The sequence below is a fragment of the Pseudarthrobacter sp. NIBRBAC000502771 genome, from assembly GCF_006517215.1.
Lineage (GTDB): Bacteria > Actinomycetota > Actinomycetes > Actinomycetales > Micrococcaceae > Arthrobacter > Arthrobacter niigatensis.
Window position 1 is genome coordinate 284,008 of the sequence record NZ_CP041187.1, and the last position, 18,916, is coordinate 302,923.

Consider the following 18,916-nt stretch of genomic DNA (forward strand, 5'->3'; position numbering starts at 1 on the left):
CTCTCGCGCAATACCGGGTATGTATTCCTTAGAGGACCAGGAGGACCTTGCCCACATGGTCGCCGCTGTCGAAGTAGCGGTGGGCGGCACCGACCTGGTCCAGCGGGAAAGTCTTGGCAACCAAAGGGCGGATCCTGCCATCGGCCACCAGCGGCCACACGGCGTCGCGGACGGCGGTCATGATGGCACCCTTTTCCGCCACGGGCCTGGGCCGAAGCGCGGTGGCCACCACGGCCGCCCGCTTCTTCAACAGCAGCCCAAGGTCCAGCTCGCCCTTCGTGCCACCTTGCAGGCCGATCACCACCAGGCGCCCATAGTCGGCCAGGGCATCCACGTTCTGCGCGAGGTATTTTGCTCCCACCACGTCGAGGATGACGTCCGCCCCCTTGCCGCCGTTCTGCCGCCGAAGGCTCTCCGGAAAGTCTTCCTCTTTGTAGTTGATGGCAATGTCCGCGCCCAGGAAGGCTTTGGCGGTGCTGACTTTCTCATCAGTTCCGGCCGTGGTGGCCACCTTGGCCCCGAACGCCTTGGCCAGCTGGATGGCCATGGTGCCGATCCCGCCCGTGGCCCCGTGGATCAGGACTGTCTCGCCCGGCTGCAGCTGCGCCGTCATAATGAGGTTCGAGTAGACCGTTGCCGCCACTTCCGGCAGCGACGCGGCCGTAACAAGGTCAACACCCTCGGGGACGCGCAGCACCTGCTCGGCCGGTACTGCCACCTGCTGCGCGTAACCACCCCCTGCCAGCAGGGCCACTACCTTGTCCCCCAGCGAGAACGGCTTGCTGACGCCGGGTCCAAAGCCGGCGATCCGGCCTGACACTTCCAGCCCCGGGACCTCGGAGGCGCCGGGCGGGGGCGGGTAGAACCCCCGGCGTTGCTGGACGTCGGCCCGGTTCAGCCCCGCTGCCACCACGTCGATCAGCACTTCGCCCTGGCCGGGAACCGGGGCGTCCACGTCCCGAACTTCCAGCACTTCCGGGCCGCCCGGTTCAGATATATAGACGGCTTTCATGGACCTCTCCCGTTCCTGACTCAAATCCTGGCTGCATCCAGTGTGCACCGGGGGCTTCCCCGGGCCTGTTTTGTTGCAGGCAAGTGCCTATGAAACACTACTAGCTGAGGAAGGTTGTCCGAGCGGCCGAAGGAGCTGGTCTTGAAAACCAGTGTGCGGTAACCCCGTACCAAGAGTTCGAATCTCTTACCTTCCGCAAGGGAACCCCTGGCAGCCGGCACCGGCCGCCAGGGGTTTTTGCTTTAAGATCCGCGGCCCGGCCGTGTTGCCTGCACGTAAATTCTTTGGACAAACCCCTGCCGGACCAGGATTCGGATGCTACTGGCGGGTATCGTTTGTGACTGCCGGCACACCCCCGGGTTGTCGGCGGGCATCACTCCCGCCACCAGCATCTCCGGAACGGGCTTGGGGAAAAGCCCGGACCGGACGGTGGGGCGCTCCGCTGGGGAACGCCCCACCGAATGCACGCGCCAGCAACCTTGCGTTCATTCAGTGCTGTTGTCATGTGCCTGGACAACCACCAGGCCAGGCACGATCCTGCCCAGTCCGATCCATGAACCATGGACGCACCCACCGGACCACCCACCCGGTACTCCTCAATGAAAGTAAGAGCGGATGCATCAAACACCTTGGAAGTCAGCGCTCGGCGCAGCATTGTCAGCGGGGCTCATCGCAGCCCCGCTGGCTGCTGTTCCGGCGGCCGCGGAGGTCTCAGCCGCGGCCGGCACATCCCCCGTTGTCATCAACGAGGCCTACCTGAGCGGCGGCAGCAGCGGCGCCGCGTACAAGAACAAATTCGTGGAACTGTACAACAGCTCGGACGCGCCCGTGTCCCTGGACGGCTGGTCGGTACAGTACCGCTCCGCCACCGGAACGGCCGCTCCCAGCGGAGTCGCCGCATTGTCCGGGTCCATTCCCGCCAAGGGTTACTACCTGGTGCAGGGCGGGAGCAACGGCACCAATGGCGCAGACCTGCCCGCACCGGACCTCGTGGCCGGGGCGCTCAACTTCGGCGGCAGCGGAGGCACCATTGTGCTCGCCAAGCAGCCCACCGCCGTCGGACTTCCCACCGGGTCTGTGGTGGAGCCCGTGGGCGTGGCCGATCTCCTGGGCTACGGCAGCTCCAACACGTTTGAGGCCAAGGCCGCCGCGGCACCCGCTTCCAACTCAGATGTGAAGAGCCTGAACCGGACCGGCGGCGCGGACAGCAACAGCAATGCCGCTGACTTCACGCTTAGCGCCGCCATCACCCCGACGTCCTCCGGCGGTACCGCGCCGGACCCCACACCGGTCCCCGCACCTGCCCCCGACCCGGTCGACAAAGCCATTGCCGAAGTCCAGGGCACCGGCGCCGAAAGCCCGCTGGCCGGAGCCGCCGTCACCACCAAGGGCAAGGTCACCGCGGCCTTTCCCACGGGCGGATTGAACGGCTACTACATCCAGACCCCCGGCACGGGCGGTGACCTCACGGCCACCAACCACTCCGCGTCCGACGGCATCTTCGTCTACTCGCCCGCCACGGTCGGATCGGTGCAGGCCGGAGACTACGTCCAGGTCACGGGCACGGTTGCCGAGTACTACAGAATGACCCAGCTGAACGTCACGGCGGCTACGGGCCTTACCAAACTGTCTGAGGCCGCACCCGAGGTCAAGCCCACCATCTTCACGCTTCCGGCCGGCGAGGCCTTCCGCGAGTCCCTGGAAGGCATGCTGCTGGCACCCCAGGGCCCCATGACCGTCAGCGACAACTACAGCCTGAACCAGTACGGCGAGATCGGCCTGGCCGGCGGCACCACCGCGCTGGAACAGCCAACCGCCGTGGCACCCTACGGCTCGGCAGAATACGCCGCCGTCGTGGCGGACAACGCTGCCCGCGGCATCAAGCTCGACGACGGGTCCAGCACCAACTTCCTCAAGGACGCCACCACCAAGGCCGAAGTGCTGCCCTACCTCACCACCGCGGATTCGGTCCGGGTGGGCTCACCCGTCAGCTTCACCACCAACGTGGTGCTGGGCTACGCCAACAACTCCTGGAAGTTCCAGCCGCTGACCCACCTGACGGAGGCCAACAAGGCCACCGTCCAGCCGGCCCGCTTCGGCGCCACCCGCACCGAGGCCCCCGCTGCCGTGGGCGGCAACCTGAAGCTCGCGTCCTTCAACGTGCTGAACTACTTCCCCACCACCGGTGACCAGGTCGCCGGCTGCAAGTTCTACACCGACCGCGCAGGCAACCCCATCACCGTCAGCGGCGGCTGCAACGTCCGCGGCGCCGCCAATGCCGGGAACTTCAAACGCCAGCAGGACAAAATCGTCGCCGCCATCTCCAAGTCCGGCGCCGACGTCGTCACCCTGATGGAGGTGGAGAACTCCGCCCAGTTCGGCAAGAACCGGGACGACGCGCTGGCCAAGCTCGTGGAGGCCCTTAACATCCCCACCCCGGGCATCTGGGACTACGTCCGCACCCCCGCGAATGCACCACCGCTGGCCGACGAGGACATGATCCGCACAGCGTTCATCTACAAGAAGGCCGCCGCCGAGCCGGTGGGCGAATCCATCATCCACAACGACACTGTCGCCTTCGCCAGCGCCCGCAAGCCGCTGGCCCAGGTTTTCAAGCCCGTCGGCGCCCCTGACGACAAGAAGTTCATCGCCATTGCGAACCACTTCAAATCCAAGGGCTCGGCTGCCACTCCGGACGACACCGACAAGGGCCAGGGCAATTCAAACCTCGCCCGCACCGCCCAGGCGCAGTCCCTGCTGGCTTTCTCCAACTCCCTGCAGCAGGACAAGGGCACCGACAAGGTGTTCCTGATCGGCGATTTCAACTCGTACGGCAAGGAAGACCCCATCAACGTCCTCACCGGCGCGGGGTATGTCAACCAGGACGACAAGGCCAGGAATGCCGACGGCACGGCCAAGCACTCGTACCTCTTCGGCGGACTGGTGGGCTCGCTGGACCACATCCTCGCCTCGCCGGCGGCCAACGCGGTGGTCACCGGTGCGGACATCTGGAACATCAACTCGGTGGAATCCGTGGCGCTGGAGTACAGCCGCTACAACAACAACGTCACCGACTACTACGCACCGAACCAGTTCCGCGCCAGCGACCACGACCCCGTGCTGGTGGGCCTGGACCTCCCGGCAGTCCCTGCCACCGTTGACCTGAACCTCCTGAACATCAACGATTTCCACGGCAGGATCGATTCCAACACCGTGCAGGTCGCCGGGACCATCGAGAAGCTCCGCGCCGCAGCCGCTCCGGGTGCCACGGCCTTCCTGTCGACCGGGGACAACATCGGCGCCTCGCTCTTCGCGTCTGCGGTCGCCAAGGACCAACCCACCATCGACGTCTTGAACGCCTTGGAGCTGAAAGCGTCCGCCGTGGGCAATCACGAGTTCGACGGCGGCTGGGCGGACCTGCGCGACCGCGTCATTGCCGGCGGCACCAACGCCAAGTTCCCCTACCTGGGTGCGAACGTCTACAAGAAGGGCACCACCGAACCGGTCCTGCCGGAGTACACGGTGCTGGACCTGAACGGCATCAAGGTGGCAGTAATCGGCACCGTCACCCAGGAAGTCCCCGCCCTGGTGACTCCCGCCGGCATCGCCGACCTCGACTTCGGGGACCCGGTGGACGCCATCAACCGGGTGGCCGCCAGGATCACGGCGGAGAAGGCTGCCGACGTCATCATCGTTGAGGACCACGACGGCGCCGGGTCGGGGGTGGTGGAAGGCGCCACCCTGGAGCAGGAAGTGGCAGCCGGCGGGCCTTTCGCCAAACTGGTCACCGAAACCTCCCCCGAGGTGGATGCGATCTTCACGGGCCACACCCACAAGGAGTACGCCTGGGACGCCCCGGTGCCGGGCGTCGCGGGCAAGACCCGGCCGATCGTGCAGACCGGCAACTACGGTGAGAACGTGGGCCAGATCCAGCTGACCGTGGACACGGCCACCAAGCAGGTGACCGGGTACAAGGCCGGGAACGTCAAGCGCACCACCGACGCCGCCGCCGGCCTGGTCGCTGCCTACCCGCGCGTGGCCGCCGTCGACGCCATCGTCAAGAAGGCCCTTGCGGACGCGTCCGTGGTTGGCAACCAGCCCATCGGCTCGGTCACCAAGGACATCACCACGGCGTTCACCACCGACGCCACCGGTGGTGCCAAGCGCGATGACCGCGGCAGCGAATCCACCCTGGGCAACCTGGTGGCCGACTCCCTGCTCTCTTCCCTGCAGCCGGCCGAGCTTGGCGGTGCGGAGATCGGCGTCGTCAATCCCGGCGGCCTGCGCAACGAGCTGTACTACGCACCCGACGGCACCATCACCTACGCCGAGGCCAATGCGGTCCTGCCGTTCGTGAACAACCTGTGGACCACGTCCCTGACCGGTGCGCAGTTCAAGACGCTGCTCGAACAGCAGTGGCAAACCAACGCCGACGGCACGGTTCCCAGCCGGGCCTACCTGCAGCTGGGCCTGTCAAAGAACGTCAACTACACCTACGACGCCGCCCGCCCGGCCGGTGACCGGATCACGTCAGTGCGGGTGAACGGCGACCTGCTGGACCCAGCCAAGTCCTACCGGGTGGGCACGTTCAGCTTCCTGGCCACCGGTGGCGACAACTTCCGGATCTTCACCGCGGGCACCAACACCCGCGATTCCGGGCTGGTGGACCGGGATGCGTGGATCGGGTACCTCCAGAAGAGCAGCCCGGTGTCCCCCGACTTCGCCCGGCGTTCGGTGGCTGTCACCAACACAACTGCCGACGGGGTCAAGCCGGGAGAGCCCATCACGTTGACGGTCTCCAAGCTTGACCTGACCTCCCTGGGCAGCCCGGTGAACACGGCCCTGGAAGCTTCGTTCACCGACGCCGCCGGAAAGGTCACCCCGCTGGGTACGGTACCGGTGGCCGCCGGTGCGGCCCCGGTTGACCTGGCTGTCCCGGCCGGGGCGGCGGAGGGCGCGGCAACCCTGGTGCTCACCGCCGTCGAATCCGGCACCGTGGTGAAGGTGGCAGTGCTGGTGGGGGCCGACACACCGGCGCAGCCGGTCTGTGTCCCGCCGGCTAAGCCGACCCGGCCCGCGGACCTTAAGGGCCAGGCGAACTACGGACAGGCCATGGCCGCGTACCGCGCCTGCCTGCGGGGCTAACACCCTGGATGCGCCATCACTTATGGTCCCTATTCCGACGGTTTAGCGGCCATAAGTGATGGCGCATCGCCATTTAAGATCTTGGAATTACGCCCTGCGAAGGATGGCGGCAGCAATCTCGTCCGCGTCACGGAGCGTGCGCTGTCCACTGCGGTACGCAGGCCCGCCGGGCTGGACAGCCTCTGCGGCGATGGCGGTGCCCCACTGGGCCGAGGAGAGCTGCAGCCCCAGCACGAAGAGGCCCTCGGTGACCGACCCGTTGGCCGCCACCGGGCGGTACGGGTGCGGCTCCACGTCCAGGCCGGTGGACTCGATGGGGGCACCTTCGGCAGTCATCATGAGCTTGGGCCGCGCCAGCCCGTCGGCCAGCAGCTGCGCCAGGAGCGGTGAATCGTTGGCCAAGACCCGGTTGCCGGGGGCCAGGGCCTCCACCAGGGTCCGGGCCCCGGCCGGCGGCCCCGCCACCCACGGCGAGGAAGCGGTGAACAGCGCCGATCTCCGGTCCACGCCGAATTTCGGGTCCGGACCCACGAAGCTGACCACCCCGGCCCGTGCCAGGGCCGCGAGCTGCTCGGACCGCAGTGCGGGCGGTCCGCTGGCCAGGCCCTCCACAAACGATTCAAACCAGCCCCGCAGGCCGGCGACCCATGACGCATCGGTGATGCCGCCGTCGGCCACCGCCGTCTTCAGGACGGCACGCCCGTGGTGCAGCGCGCCGATGGCCATCTTGACGGGGTCGTCCTCGCCCAGCGCTGAGCGGCGCGCATCGTCAAGCAGGAACTCCACGACGGCAGCATCATGCGCGCTGCGGGACTCGAAGGAACGCCCCGCCAGCGGGGCCGCGAGTCCCGGCAGGTCCAGGCGGTGGCGGGGGCCGACGTGGACGGCCAGGACGCTCTCAACACTGTCCTCCCAGTTCGCGGCGCTGTGCGCGTGCGGCTGCAGGGCTTCCTCCAGGGCAGCGAGGAAGGCAGGCGCGTCGGGCACCGCGCCGGGCTGCGAGCGCACCAGCGTTGAGTAGTAGGCCCACAGGGCATCCCGGTGCAGGAGCGGCCACAGGTCATGGTCGAACGAAGGGCGGATCCCAGCCTTCGCCAGCCTCTCGATGGCGGCCTCGGTGAGGTACCGGAGCGTTATGGAGGAGGCGTAGTAGCCGTCCAGCGTCGCCTTGGCACGGTACGGGGTCCCGCGCCGCGAGGCCGCAATGATCCGGGGTTCCTGGCCGGACGGTTCATACACCAGGCCGCTGCCGTTGGGCACGAACTTGCCGCCGCGTCCCTCGGTGAGCTGGCCCATGGTGTCAAAGAAGTTCAGGCCCATGCCGCGGACCAGGACCGGTTCCCCGGCGGGGATTTGGGACCAGTCCACATCCGCGGGAACGGCCGGGGGAAAGTACTGCAGGCCCAATTGCCCGGCGGCCGCCTGCAGCTCCCGCTGTTCGGGGTTCAGCCGGGACGGCACATGCCCCAGGGCGAGCACCACGGAACGGGCGCGGATGGCCGCTCCGGTGGCCAGGCCGACGTCGAACGTTCCGTCCCCGGCCGGACGCACCGACGTTGCGGTCGTTTCGTGGAATTCAACCGTGACGCCGTCGGATGCCTTGCCCAGGAGCTCCTCCACGGTACAGCGGAGGTAGCGGCCGTAGAGGGCACGGCTGGGAAAATCATTCGATCCCAACACCGCCAGCTCCGCCCGTTCCTCCGCGGTGAGGGACGGCAGCGGATCCCGCTGCTGCCGGGCCCGCCACTGGTCGAAGGTGGTGCCGGCAACAGGTGCGGGAAGCGCCGGATCCTCGGGAACCAGGGTGGGATAGAACGATTGGGTATTCATGAGGAACAGCCGGGATTGTCCCGGCTGCCACACATGTCCCGGGCCTGCCGGGTAAGGATCCACGACGTCGATGTGCAGGGGCGCTTTCGGGCTCCGGGCGACGGCGGTGTGGGCGAGCAGCCGCTCCAGCACGCTGGTGCCGCGGGGGCCGCCACCGATGATGACGGCGCGGTTGCTCTGCGATATTTCCACGCCATACAGCGTACGGGCTGGAAGCGGAGTGTGCGCCGGACGCTTGACTTGCCAGCCATGGGGGATGTTGTTTGGATGGGGCGCATGACCACCACAGCAGCTGATCAAGCGTCCGTTCCCGGCCCCGGCAGGGACACCACCGGCACCAACTCCCGCCAAACCGCGCCGGAACCCGTCGACGAAAATGTGTGGCTGGAGGACATCTACGGCGAGGAACAGCTGGCCTGGGTCAAGGAGCAAAACTCCCGCACCGAGGACCTGCTGGAGGGCAGCGGCTACGACGAACTGGAGGCCGGCATCCTGGAGGTCCTTGACTCCACGGACCGGATCGCCATGGTGGGCAAGCGCGGAGACTGGTACTACAACTTCTGGCGCGACCAGCAGAACCCCAAAGGCCTGTGGCGGCGGACCACCTGGGAGAGCTACTGCACCGACTCCCCGGAATGGGATGTCCTGCTGGATGTTGACGAGCTGTCCCGCGCCGAAGGCGACGAGTGGGTGTTCCACGGTGCCACGTTCCTGCGCCCCGCGGCCGGGGAGCCCTACCGGCTGGCGCTGCTTGCCCTCTCCCCCGACGGCGGCGACGCCAACCGGTACCGCGAGTTCGACGTCGAGGCGCGCGGCTTCGTGGACCACGCCCGTGGCGGGTTCGACCTCCCCACGGCGAAAGGCAACGTCTCCTGGCTCGACGCCGACACCCTCCTGGTTGCCTCCACCGCGGACGGGCTGCCCAAGACGGCCTCCTCCTACGCCCGGACGGCAGTGACGCTTAAGCGCGGAGAGTCCCTGGCCTCGGCTCCACGCCTCTTCGAGGTGCCCGAAGACCACATGATGGCCATGGCGGCCCATGACTCCACGCCCGGCTTTGAGCGGACCTTCGCGGTGGACTACATCGACTTCTTCAACCGCACCAACTTCGTGCTGCGGGACGGAAGCTGGGTGCAGATCGACGTGCCCACCGACGTCAACGTCAGCGCACACCGGGACTGGCTGCTCTTCCGCCCGCAGCAGGACTGGGCCCTGGACGGCACCACTTACCCTTCCGGCGCGCTGCTTGCCGCCAATTTCGAGGACTACCTCGCCGGCAGCCGGGACCTCACCGTCCTGTTCACCCCCGATGCCCACACTTCCCTGCAGTCCTGGAGCTGGACCCGGAACTTCCTCCTGCTCAACCTGCTCAAGGACGTCTCCTCCGAAATCCGGGTGCTCGACCCGTCCCGGCCTTCCGGCAACACGGACGGCGGCTGGGCGGCAACCCTCCTCGACGCCTGCCCGCCGCTGCATGACGTGAACGCCTACGCGGTGGACGACGAGGACGAGGCACCGGCCGACGGCGGGGCCGGTGATGACTTCTGGCTCATCGCCACCGGCTTCACCACTCCCACCACCCTGATGCGCGGCACCCTGGAACCCGGCAACCTGGAACCCGGGAGCGCCGGGACGTCCGGCGTGGTGAGCCGGCACGCGGTGGTCAAGACCTCGCCGTCGTTCTTTGCCGACGATGACTATGAGGTGGAGCAGCACTTCGCCGTGTCCGACGACGGCACCCGGGTCCCGTACTTCCAGGTGGCGCCGCGCGGGCTGGCGTTGGACGGGCAGAACCCCACCCAGCTGTCCGGCTACGGCGGGTTCGAGGTGTCACGCACGCCTGCCTACAGCGGCGCCGTTGGCCGGGCGTGGCTGGAGCGGCGGACCACGGTTTCGGACGGCAGCGACGGGAAGGCGCCGCACTCGCGCGGCGGGGTGTATGTGGTGGCGAACATCCGCGGCGGCGGCGAGTACGGGCCGGCCTGGCACCGTGCCGCGTTGAAAGAAAACCGCCACCGCGCCTACGAGGACTTCGCAGCAGTGGCGCGGGACCTGATTTCCCGCGGTGTCACTTCGCCGCGGCGGCTGGGGTGCGTGGGCGGGTCCAATGGTGGACTCCTGGTGGGGAACATGCTCACCCGGTATCCGGAACTGTTCCGGGCCGTTTCCTGCGGTGTGCCCCTGCTGGACATGCGCCGCTACACCAAGCTCTCCGCCGGGCACTCGTGGATTGCCGAGTACGGCGACCCCGACGACCCCGAACAGTGGGAATACATCAGGACGTTCTCCCCCTACCACCTGCTCAAGGACGCGGTGGAGTACCCGGAGACGTTCATCTGGACCGCGACCTCGGACGACCGGGTGGGCCCGGTGCAGGCACGGAAGATGGCCGCCCGGATGCTGGCCATGGGCATCCCGAACGTGTGGTTCCACGAGGCCCTGGAGGGTGGCCACGCCGGCGCCTCCGACAACCGGCAGGCAGCTGCCCTGCAGGCGCGAAGCCAGCACTTCCTGTGGAAAGCGCTGGCGGGCTGACGGCCATGGCAGCCCGCCTGGCCGTTCGGCGGGCTGTTGCCGCGGACATAGAGCGGCTGGCCCAGGTGCACGTCCGCTGCTGGCAGGAGACCTACCGGGGCATGCTGTCCGATGCCTTCCTCGCCGCCGTGGACCCGGCGGACCGGCTGCGGCTCTGGCAGCATTTGCTGGACCGCGCGGATCCTGCCGAAGCGTGGGTGGCGTGCGACGGCGGGACGGTGGTGGGGTTTGCCGGTTCCCGCCGGCTGCCTGCCCCCGGCTCCCCGGAAGGGCACCCGCCGCCCGCCTCGGGAGACCTGGAGCTGTGGGGGCTGTACCTGCTGGCCTCGCACCAGGGCCTTGGCTTGGGCGGCCTTTTGCTGGACGCTGCCATCGGCTCGAGGGCAGCGAGCCTTTGGGTGGCAGCCGCCAACAGCCGGGCCATCGGTTTCTACCGCCGCTTCGGCTTTGCACCGGACGGCGAAGAGGACGTCCTGCCTGCGTGGGAGGACCTCCCGGAGATCCGGATGGTCCGCCCGGCGCAGGGCCGGCCGCGGAGCACTTGAACCCTGTTGACCGGGGGCGGAGCCTGTGGCGGGCACCGTTTTGCACTGCATGGCCGGATCTGCGTATCCTTGGTGGGCTAGTAATAGCAACTGGAGACGTGCCAGAGCGGCCGAATGGACTTCACTGCTAATGAAGGGTCGGGGTTAAACTCGACCGGGGGTTCAAATCCCCCCGTCTCCGCGTTTGGCCCCGGTCCCCTGGACCGGGGCCTTTTGCGTTTCCGGCGGCTCGTGGAACGCGCTGTCCGGCCAACGGACGCCGCGGGCGCCGCCGGTGCCGCAGTGGCAGGATTGGCCCATGGCGGCACCCAGCAACCCAGACCACCACGACGATGCCCGGACGGGATGGAATCCGCGCCTCGCCCTCCTGGTAGCGGCAGCGTTCTTCATGGAATTCCTGGACGGCACGGTCCTCACCACTGCCATTCCCAGCATCTCAGCCGACTTTGCCGTCCCCGCCGCCAACGTCAACATCACCATGACCGCCTACCTGCTGACGGTGGCCATCGGCATTCCCCTCAGCGGCTGGCTCGCTGAACGCTTTGGGGCCAGGCGGATCTTCTGTACAGCCATCGCGCTGTTCACCCTCTCATCGTTGGCCTGTGCGCTCAGCCAGGACCTGGCCACACTGACCATGAGCCGCATTGCCCAGGGTACCGGCGGCGCCATGATGGTCCCGGTGGGAACGCTGGTGGTGCTGCGTGGAACACCGAAGTCGGACCTGCTGCGCGCCACCGCGTTCCTGGTATGGCCCGGGCTCCTGGCGCCAGTCCTCGCGCCACTGGTGGGCGGCGCGCTCACCACGTACCTGTCATGGCACTGGATCTTCCTGGTGAACCTGCCGCTCGGCGTGGCCGCCTTTGCGGCATCGCTTCGGCTGGTTCCGACGGTGCCCGGCGATCCCGGCCGGCGGCTCGACTGGCCGGGAATGCTCCTGACAACAGTTGGCGTCGGTGCCCTGGTGACCGGGCTGGAACTTGCCAGCAGCCACCCGGGACTTCCCTGGGCCGGAATCAGTGCCGCTGCCGGAGCCGCTGCACTGACCGGGGCCGTCCTGTGGATGCGCAGGGCTCCCCACCCGCTGTTCAACCTGCAGGTCTTCCGCACCCGGACGTTCCGGGCCATGGCCACGGGCGGCTTTGTCTACCGGGTCACCATAAGCTCCGTCCCGTTCCTGCTGCCGCTGATGTTCCAGGCAGGCTTCGGCTGGTCGCCGCTGCACGCCGGCGCCTTGGTGGCAGCCGTGTTCATTGGCAACATCGGGATCAAACCGGCCACCACACCTTTGATCCGTAAGTTCGGCTTCAAGGCGGTGCTGGTGTTTGCCTCCCTGGCATCAGCCGTGACGTTCGCCCTCTGTGCCTTCCTGACACCGGAAACCCCGGCGGCTTTGATGGCCGTACTGCTGGTATGCAGCGGCGCCTTCCGCTCCATCGGCTTTTCGGCCTACGCCTCGGTCCAGTACGCGGACATTCCTCCGGCCCAGCTAACCTCCGCCAACACCGTGTCCGCCACGCTGGTGCAGCTCGGCACAGGCTCCGGCATCGCCATCGCGGCCCTGCTGATCCGGACTTTCGAGGGCCTCACCTCCGCGGCCCAGGATCCGGCCGGCCCTTTCCGCGGCGCATTCCTGGCGATGGCCGTCCTGATGCTGGCAAGCACCGTGGACAGCATCCTGCTCCCCCGGCATGCGGGGGCCGCAGTCAGCCGGCCTGCGCCAGCACCAGCGGCAGCACCGCTCCCGCCCCGGCCAACCGAAGGGCGCGCCCCGCGACGGTGAGGGTCCACCGGCTGTCGGTAAGGTCGTCGATGAGCATCACCGGCTGCCCCTGGACGGACTGCAGGGCGGCTTCGAGCTCAGAGCCCACCACCAACCGGTCCCAAACGCCCGCCAGCCGGTAGGCGCTGTTGCCACCGCGCCCGCCGGTGGGACCGCCGTGCGCCAGCTGCAGCTCCCCGAGGTAGGGAATGCGCCCGATCTCGGAGATGCCCCGTGCCAGCGAGCCCACGAGCTGGGGCTTGCCGCGGGATGGGACGTTCACGATGGCGGCCGGCCTGCCCGCCCCGCTCCATCCCGGGTTCCGGGCGTCCCCGGTTCCCCACTCGCGCAGTACCTGCACGCAGGCCTGGAGCAGTCCGGGATCCACCGGCCGGTCCTCCGCGCCGGCAGCGAACAGCTCCCGCAGGGCCCCGCCCCAGCCGAGGTCCGTCAGGCGGGCCAGGACGCGCCCGTCCGAGAGGCCCTCGCCCGGCTTGAGTTTCCCCTTCACGGGCACCCCAAGACGGTCCATGCCGCTTGGCCATTGAAGACGCGGCTCCAGGACGCCGCCCGCCCTGCTGAGGGTCTGGCTGGCTGCAGCCGTGGCGTCGGCTGCCACGTCCGCCGGGAACCACTGGCCGGCGCAGTTGTCGCACCGGCCGCACGGCCGGGCCGTCTCGTCATCCAGGACCGAAGTGATGTACTCCATCCGGCAACCAGCCGTGTCCTGGTAGATAACCATGGAGTCCTGCTCGTCCACCCGGGCTTCCGCAATGCGGCTGTAGCGCTCGGCGTCGTAAACCCAGGGCTGGCCGGTGGAACGCCAGCCGCCGCCGACCCGCTCCACCGCTCCGTCCACGGACAGGACCTTCAGCAGCAGCTCAAGCGGAGTGCGGCGAAGGTCCACCCTGGCCTCCAGGGCAACCGTTGACAGCGCGGCGCCGGCCTCGGCCAGCGCAGTCAGCACGGCCGCTGCCTTCTCTTCCGATGGCATGGACGCGGTGGCGAAGTACTGCCAGATTTCCCGGTCCTCGGACCCGGGCAGCAGCAGGACATCGGCGTTCGCGGCGCCACGGCCGGCGCGGCCCACCTGCTGGTAGTACGCCACCGGCGACGACGGCGCACCGAGGTGGACAACGAAGCCAAGATCGGGCTTGTCGAAGCCCATTCCGAGCGCAGAGGTGGCCACCAGCGCCTTGACCTGGTTGTCCTTCAGCAGCTGCTCTGCCCGCTCCCGGTCCGCCGGATCGGTCCGCCCGGTATAGGCCAGCACGTTGTGTCCCGCCTCGGACAGGAGCCGGGCAGTGTCCTCCGCCGCGGAAACGGTCAGGGTGTAGATGATGCCGCTGCCGGGAAGGTCGGCCAGATGGGTCAGCAGCCATCCCAGCCGCTCCTTGGAATTGGGCAGCGACAGGACACCCAGCCGCAGCGAGTCCCTGCCCAGGGAGCCGCGGATGGTCAGCACGCCCGCGCCGAGCTGTTCTTCGATGTCATGCACCACCCGTGAGTTGGCCGTGGCCGTGGTGGCCAGGACCGGCACCGTGTCCGGCAGCCGGGTGATGAGGTCCGCGATCCGGCGGTAGTCGGGGCGGAAGTCGTGGCCCCAGTCGGAAATGCAGTGGGCTTCGTCGATGACCAGCAGCCCTGTCCGGCGGAGGAGTTCGGGCAGCTGGGTCTCCCGGAACGCCGGGTTGGTGAGCCGCTCCGGGGACACCAGCAGGACGTCCACCTCGTCCGCGGCCAGCTGCTCACGGACGGTGTCCCATTCCAGCTGGTTGGCCGAGTTGATGGCCACGGCCCGGACCCCTGCCCGGGCGGCGGCAGCCACCTGGTCCCGCATCAGCGCCAGCAGGGGCGAGACAATCAGCGTGGGCCCGGCCCCCCGGCGGCGCAGCAGCAGGGATGCCACGAAGTACACCGCGGACTTGCCCCAGCCGGTGCGCTGGACCACCAGGGCCCGCCGCCCGCCGTCGACCAATGCCTCAATGGCTTCAAACTGGCCGTCGTGGAAAACGGCGCCCGGGTTCCCCACCAGGCCGCGAAGGACCTCCAGCGCCTCGGCGTGCGTGGCGGTCCCCGGGCCGTCCGGGCCTGCCGTATCTGCAACTGCGGTAGCGGAAACTGTGGACGCGTACTGGTTATTGGCCATTGGTTCAGTATCCCAGCACCCTCCGACACCCCGCACAGCGATGGCGCCGCTATGTGGAAACCTGCCAGGTACGCGCTGCAAAGCCACTGCTGTGACGCAGGTTCTCCCCAAACCCGTTGGCCACATGCGCCGCACACGTAAGATAAAGCCCGTGACTAGCGAACAGACAACGACATTTGATCTCTCGGCATCCTTCAAGGCCTACGACGTCCGTGGGATCGTCGGGGAGTCGATCACCGCCGAAATCGTCGAAGCCGTGGGGGCCGCGTTCGTGGATGTCCTGCAGCTCGAAGGCCAGACCATCGTGGTGGGCGGGGACATGCGCCCTTCCTCCCCCGAGTTCACCAAGGCCTTCGCCAACGGGGCGGCAACCCGGGGTGCCAACGTGGAACTCCTGGACCTGATCTCCACCGATGAGCTGTACTTCGCCTGCGGCTTCCTCAACCGCGCCGGAGCCACCTTCACCGCCAGCCACAACCCCGCCGAATACAACGGCATCAAGATGGCCAAGGCAGGCGCCGTTCCCATCTCCTCCGAAACCGGCCTCAAGGACATCCAGGCCCTCTCGGAGCAGTACCTGAACTCCGGTTCCATTCCCGCGGCCGGCACCCGCGGCCTGATCAGCGTCCGCGACGTGCTAAAGGACTACTCCGAGTACCTCCGCAAGCTGGTTGACCTCTCCTCGTCCCGTCCGCTGAAGGTGGTGGTGGACGCCGGCAACGGCATGGCCGGCCTGACCACCCCGGCCGTCCTGGGTGACGCGCTGTTGCCCAAGCTGTCCTTCGACATCGTTCCGCTGTACTTCGAACTGGACGGTTCCTTCCCCAACCACCCGGCCAACCCGCTGGAACCGGAAAACCTCCGCGATCTGCAGGCCGCAGTGATCGAACACGGCGCGGACATCGGCCTGGCCTTCGACGGCGATGCCGACCGGTGCTTCGTCATTGACGAAAAGGGCGAGCCCGTGTCGCCGTCAGCCATCACCGGCATGGTGGCGCGCCGCGAGATCGCCCGGGCCAAGGCCCAGGGCGAGGAAAAGCCCGCCATCATCCACAACCTCCTGACCTCCCGCGCCGTCGCCGAACTGGTGGAGCACGACGGCGGCCGCGCCGTCCGTACGCGCGTGGGCCACTCCTTCATCAAGGCAGTCATGGCCACGGAAGGCGCAGTATTCGGCGGCGAGCACTCCGCGCACTTCTATTTCCGCGACTTCTGGAACGCTGACACCGGCATGCTGGCTGCCATGCACGTCCTGGCGGCCCTGGGTGAACAGGACGGCCCGCTCTCCGACCTTGCCCGCGAATACGAGCCTTATGTCAGCTCCGGCGAAATCAACTCGGAGGTGGAGGACAAGCCGGCTGCCGTGGAGCGCGTGCGCCAGGCGTTCGCGGACGAGGACCTCACCATCGACAACCTGGACGGCAGCACGTTCACGGCCAATGACGGCAGCTACTGGTTCAACCTTCGCCCGTCCAACACTGAACCGTTCCTGCGGCTCAACGCCGAAGCCACGGACCGCGCCACCATGGAACGCGTCCGCGACCGCGTCCTGGCCCTGGTGCGGGCCTAGCACCGGATGACCCACCACAAAGGGCCGGCAGCGGACGGGCACAGCGGGCAGGAGAGCTGGCGTGATTCCGTCCCCGAAGCGACGGCAACAGACCTGGAGAACCTCCTGGGCACGGGCGTCAGCGCGGCCCAGGAGCAGCTCCAGCGCGCCGGCGGTTTCCTGCCCTTCGCCCTGACCGTCCAGAACGACGGCGAGGTGCGGCTGGTTGCCGTCTCCCCGGCGGACGCCGGAGAGGGCAGTGACGGGGAGTTTGACGCCGACGCCATGATCCACGATCTGCAGGCCCTCCTCCGCCAGAACCGCGGCGACTTCTGCGCCGCCGCAGTGGTCTGCGACATCCTGCTGGTGGAAGAGGATTCGGATGCCATCCACGTGGCGGCTGAACACCAGGATGGTTCGCTCTTCGCCGCCGTGCTTCCCTACTCGGCCAACGCCACCACCCAGTCCTGGGAATACGGCGAGCTCGGCGCCGACGCCAGCGAGCCCGTAATCTGGGTGGACTAGACCAGAGTTGTCGCCATGAAAATCAACGCCTTCGCTGACGTGAGCCTGCGGGCACTCATGGTGCTCGCAGCCGTTCCGGACGGCACGCTGCTCACCACCCAGGGCATCGCGGACTCGGTGGGGACACCGTACAACCACGTAAGCAAGGCCATGGCCAGGCTGCGGACCATGGGCCTGATCGAGGTGGTGCGCGGCCGGTCCGGCGGTTCGCGGCTCAGCCATGCGGGACGCATCGCCACGGTAGGCCAGATCCTGCGGCAGCTTGATACCCGCACGGATCCCGCGGACTGCGTGTCCCCGGGCGGGAACTGCCCCCTCATCAATGAATGCAGGCTCCGCGGCGCCCTGGCCCGCGCCCGCGAGGCCTTCTACGCCGAGCTTGATTCGGTGGTAATCGGGGAGCTCCCCCAGGCCCGGCAGATGGCTCCGGTTTTCCAGATGATTGGCCTCCGTCCCGGCCTCTGAGGACCCCTAACCGGGTGCCCGCTCCCAGTTTGATTCCGAACTTCTACAAGGTGTAGAAATGATGCAGAAATACTCGCATTTCAGATACGAGTTTTCATCCGGCCGGACGAAGGCCCCGGCCATAACCTCAGGAGTACAGATGCTCTCGGACAAGTCCCGCCCCGTCATTGAGGCCACCCTGCCGCTGGTCGGCTCCCGGATCGGATCCATCACCCCCAACTTCTACGCCCGCCTCTTCGCGGCGCACCCCGAACTGATGGATGGCTTGTTCAGCCGCTCCAACCAGCGCTCCGGCAACCAGCAGCAGGCCCTCGCCGGCAGCATCGCCGCCTTCGCCACCCACCTGGTGAAAAACCCCGGCACGCTGCCGGAAACGGTCCTTTCCCGCATCGCCCACCGGCACGCTTCCCTGGGCATCACCGAACCGCAGTACCAGGTGGTCTACGAGCACCTGTTCGCCGCAATCGCCGAAGACCTGGCCGAGGTGATCACTCCCGAGATCGCCGAAGCCTGGACCGAGGTGTACTGGCTCATGGCGGACGCCCTGATCAAGCTCGAAAAGGGCCTCTACGCCGCGCAGGCCAACGACAAAATGTGGACGCCCTGGCGGGTTGCGGCCAAGGCGCCGGCGGGAACCGGGTCCATGACCTTCACCCTTGAGCCCGCGGATGACACGCCCGTCACCCCTGCCCTTCCCGGCCAGTACGTCAGCGTCAAGGTGGCCGTTGCGGACGGCCTGCGCCAGGTGCGCCAGTACTCCCTCTCCGGCGACGCCGGCACCAGCCGTACCTTTACCACCAAGCTGGACGACGGCGGCGAGGTCTCCCCCGTGCTGCACCACACGGTGCAGGTGGGCGACGTCGTCGAAATTTCCAATCCTTACGGCGAGATCACCCTCAAGGAGGGCGACGGCCCCGTGGTCCTCGCGTCCGCAGGCATCGGCTGCACGCCCACCGCCTCCATCCTGCGTTCCCTCGCCGAGTCCGGCTCCGACCGCCAGGTCCTGGTGCTGCATGCCGAAAGCACCCTGGACAGCTGGGCCCTGCGCAGCCAGATGACGGACGACGTCGAACGCCTGGACGGTGCCGAACTGCAGCTCTGGCTGGAGAAGCCGGTCAGCGGCGCCAGGGAAGGCTTCATGTCCCTGCGCGAGGTGGACCTCCCCGCCGACGCGTCGCTGTACCTCTGCGGCCCGCTGCCGTTCATGAAGAACATCCGCAACGAGGCCATCAACGCTGGCATCCCCGCCACCCGGATCCACTACGAGGTCTTCGGCCCGGACATCTGGCTCGCCAGCTGAGTCCCCACCGCCTCCCTGACTTCGCTCCGCTCAGCCAGGGAACCCTCGGCGGCGGAGGCCCCGGTTGGAGGACGACGACGGCCCCGCACCTTTTCGAAAAGG

General features: G+C 67.9%; 11 protein-coding genes and 2 tRNA genes. 10 read left to right on the forward strand and 3 right to left on the reverse strand.

Going from position 1 to position 18,916, the window contains the following annotated elements:
* Positions 1–28: 28 nt before the first annotated feature.
* Positions 29–1,012, reverse strand: a complete 984-nt coding sequence (locus NIBR502771_RS01265; RefSeq protein ID WP_141158113.1) for an NAD(P)H-quinone oxidoreductase — start codon at positions 1,010–1,012, stop codon at positions 29–31.
* Positions 1,013–1,120: 108 nt separating this feature from the next.
* Here NIBR502771_RS01265 and NIBR502771_RS01270 point away from each other — a divergent pair.
* Positions 1,121–1,208 (forward strand) — tRNA-Ser (locus NIBR502771_RS01270).
* A 419-nt stretch (positions 1,209–1,627) separates the two neighbouring features.
* Positions 1,628–6,157 carry an ExeM/NucH family extracellular endonuclease gene (locus NIBR502771_RS01275; RefSeq protein ID WP_141158114.1) on the forward strand — a complete coding sequence of 1,510 codons (4,530 nt, stop codon included), beginning with the start codon at positions 1,628–1,630 and terminating at the stop codon, positions 6,155–6,157.
* A gap of 87 nt (positions 6,158–6,244) precedes the next feature.
* On the opposite strand, the gene NIBR502771_RS01280 is transcribed toward NIBR502771_RS01275, so the two are convergent.
* On the reverse strand, positions 6,245–8,179 hold the full coding sequence (locus NIBR502771_RS01280) for an FAD/NAD(P)-binding domain-containing protein (protein ID WP_141158115.1): 1,935 nt from the start codon (positions 8,177–8,179) through the stop codon (positions 6,245–6,247).
* Between the two features lie 84 nt (positions 8,180–8,263).
* Between NIBR502771_RS01280 and NIBR502771_RS01285 the strand changes: the two genes are divergently transcribed.
* The 4 genes from NIBR502771_RS01285 (at position 8,264) to NIBR502771_RS01300 (ending at position 12,847) form a co-directional block, all read left to right on the forward strand.
* A complete protein-coding gene (locus NIBR502771_RS01285) occupies positions 8,264–10,522 on the forward strand; it encodes a prolyl oligopeptidase family protein (protein WP_141158116.1) in 2,259 nt (752 codons plus the stop codon).
* A 5-nt stretch (positions 10,523–10,527) separates the two neighbouring features.
* On the forward strand, positions 10,528–11,067 hold the full coding sequence (locus tag NIBR502771_RS01290; RefSeq protein WP_141158117.1) for a GNAT family N-acetyltransferase: 540 nt from the start codon (positions 10,528–10,530) through the stop codon (positions 11,065–11,067).
* A 92-nt stretch (positions 11,068–11,159) separates the two neighbouring features.
* Positions 11,160–11,248: transfer RNA gene (locus tag NIBR502771_RS01295), tRNA-Ser, on the forward strand.
* 117 nt (positions 11,249–11,365) lie between these two features.
* Complete coding sequence (locus NIBR502771_RS01300; RefSeq protein ID WP_141158118.1) at positions 11,366–12,847, forward strand: MFS transporter; 1,482 nt, start codon at positions 11,366–11,368, stop codon at positions 12,845–12,847.
* Here NIBR502771_RS01300 and NIBR502771_RS01305 read toward each other — a convergent pair.
* On the reverse strand, positions 12,771–14,975 hold the full coding sequence (locus NIBR502771_RS01305) for an ATP-dependent DNA helicase RecQ (protein ID WP_141158119.1): 2,205 nt from the start codon (positions 14,973–14,975) through the stop codon (positions 12,771–12,773). The genes NIBR502771_RS01300 and NIBR502771_RS01305 overlap by 77 nt on opposite strands.
* A 151-nt stretch (positions 14,976–15,126) precedes the next feature.
* On the opposite strand from NIBR502771_RS01305, the gene NIBR502771_RS01310 reads away from it, so the two are divergent.
* From NIBR502771_RS01310 to NIBR502771_RS01325, 4 genes are all read left to right on the forward strand, one after another.
* A complete protein-coding gene (locus tag NIBR502771_RS01310) occupies positions 15,127–16,545 on the forward strand; it encodes a phosphomannomutase/phosphoglucomutase (protein ID WP_141158120.1) in 1,419 nt (472 codons plus the stop codon).
* Between the two features lie 6 nt (positions 16,546–16,551).
* A complete protein-coding gene (locus NIBR502771_RS01315; RefSeq protein WP_141158121.1) occupies positions 16,552–17,049 on the forward strand; it encodes a hypothetical protein in 498 nt (165 codons plus the stop codon).
* 15 nt (positions 17,050–17,064) lie between these two features.
* Complete coding sequence (locus tag NIBR502771_RS01320) at positions 17,065–17,514, forward strand: Rrf2 family transcriptional regulator (protein WP_141158122.1); 450 nt, start codon at positions 17,065–17,067, stop codon at positions 17,512–17,514.
* A gap of 139 nt (positions 17,515–17,653) precedes the next feature.
* Positions 17,654–18,814 (forward strand): globin domain-containing protein, encoded by a 1,161-nt coding sequence (locus NIBR502771_RS01325; protein WP_141158123.1) that lies wholly within the window; start codon positions 17,654–17,656, stop codon positions 18,812–18,814.
* Positions 18,815–18,916 lie beyond the last annotated feature (102 nt).

Bases quoted from the DNA above. Each gene is read 5' to 3' on its own strand.
- NIBR502771_RS01265 (WP_141158113.1), bottom strand. From the start codon at position 1,012: ATGAAAGCCGTCTATATATCTGAACCGGGCGGCCCGGAAGTGCTGGAA.
- NIBR502771_RS01275 (WP_141158114.1), top strand. From the start codon at position 1,628: ATGCATCAAACACCTTGGAAGTCAGCGCTCGGCGCAGCATTGTCAGCG.
- NIBR502771_RS01285 (WP_141158116.1), top strand. From the start codon at position 8,264: ATGACCACCACAGCAGCTGATCAAGCGTCCGTTCCCGGCCCCGGCAGG.
- NIBR502771_RS01290 (WP_141158117.1), top strand. From the start codon at position 10,528: ATGGCAGCCCGCCTGGCCGTTCGGCGGGCTGTTGCCGCGGACATAGAG.
- NIBR502771_RS01300 (WP_141158118.1), top strand. From the start codon at position 11,366: ATGGCGGCACCCAGCAACCCAGACCACCACGACGATGCCCGGACGGGA.
- NIBR502771_RS01305 (WP_141158119.1), bottom strand. From the start codon at position 14,975: ATGGCCAATAACCAGTACGCGTCCACAGTTTCCGCTACCGCAGTTGCA.
- NIBR502771_RS01315 (WP_141158121.1), top strand. From the start codon at position 16,552: ATGACCCACCACAAAGGGCCGGCAGCGGACGGGCACAGCGGGCAGGAG.
- NIBR502771_RS01320 (WP_141158122.1), top strand. From the start codon at position 17,065: ATGAAAATCAACGCCTTCGCTGACGTGAGCCTGCGGGCACTCATGGTG.
- NIBR502771_RS01325 (WP_141158123.1), top strand. From the start codon at position 17,654: ATGCTCTCGGACAAGTCCCGCCCCGTCATTGAGGCCACCCTGCCGCTG.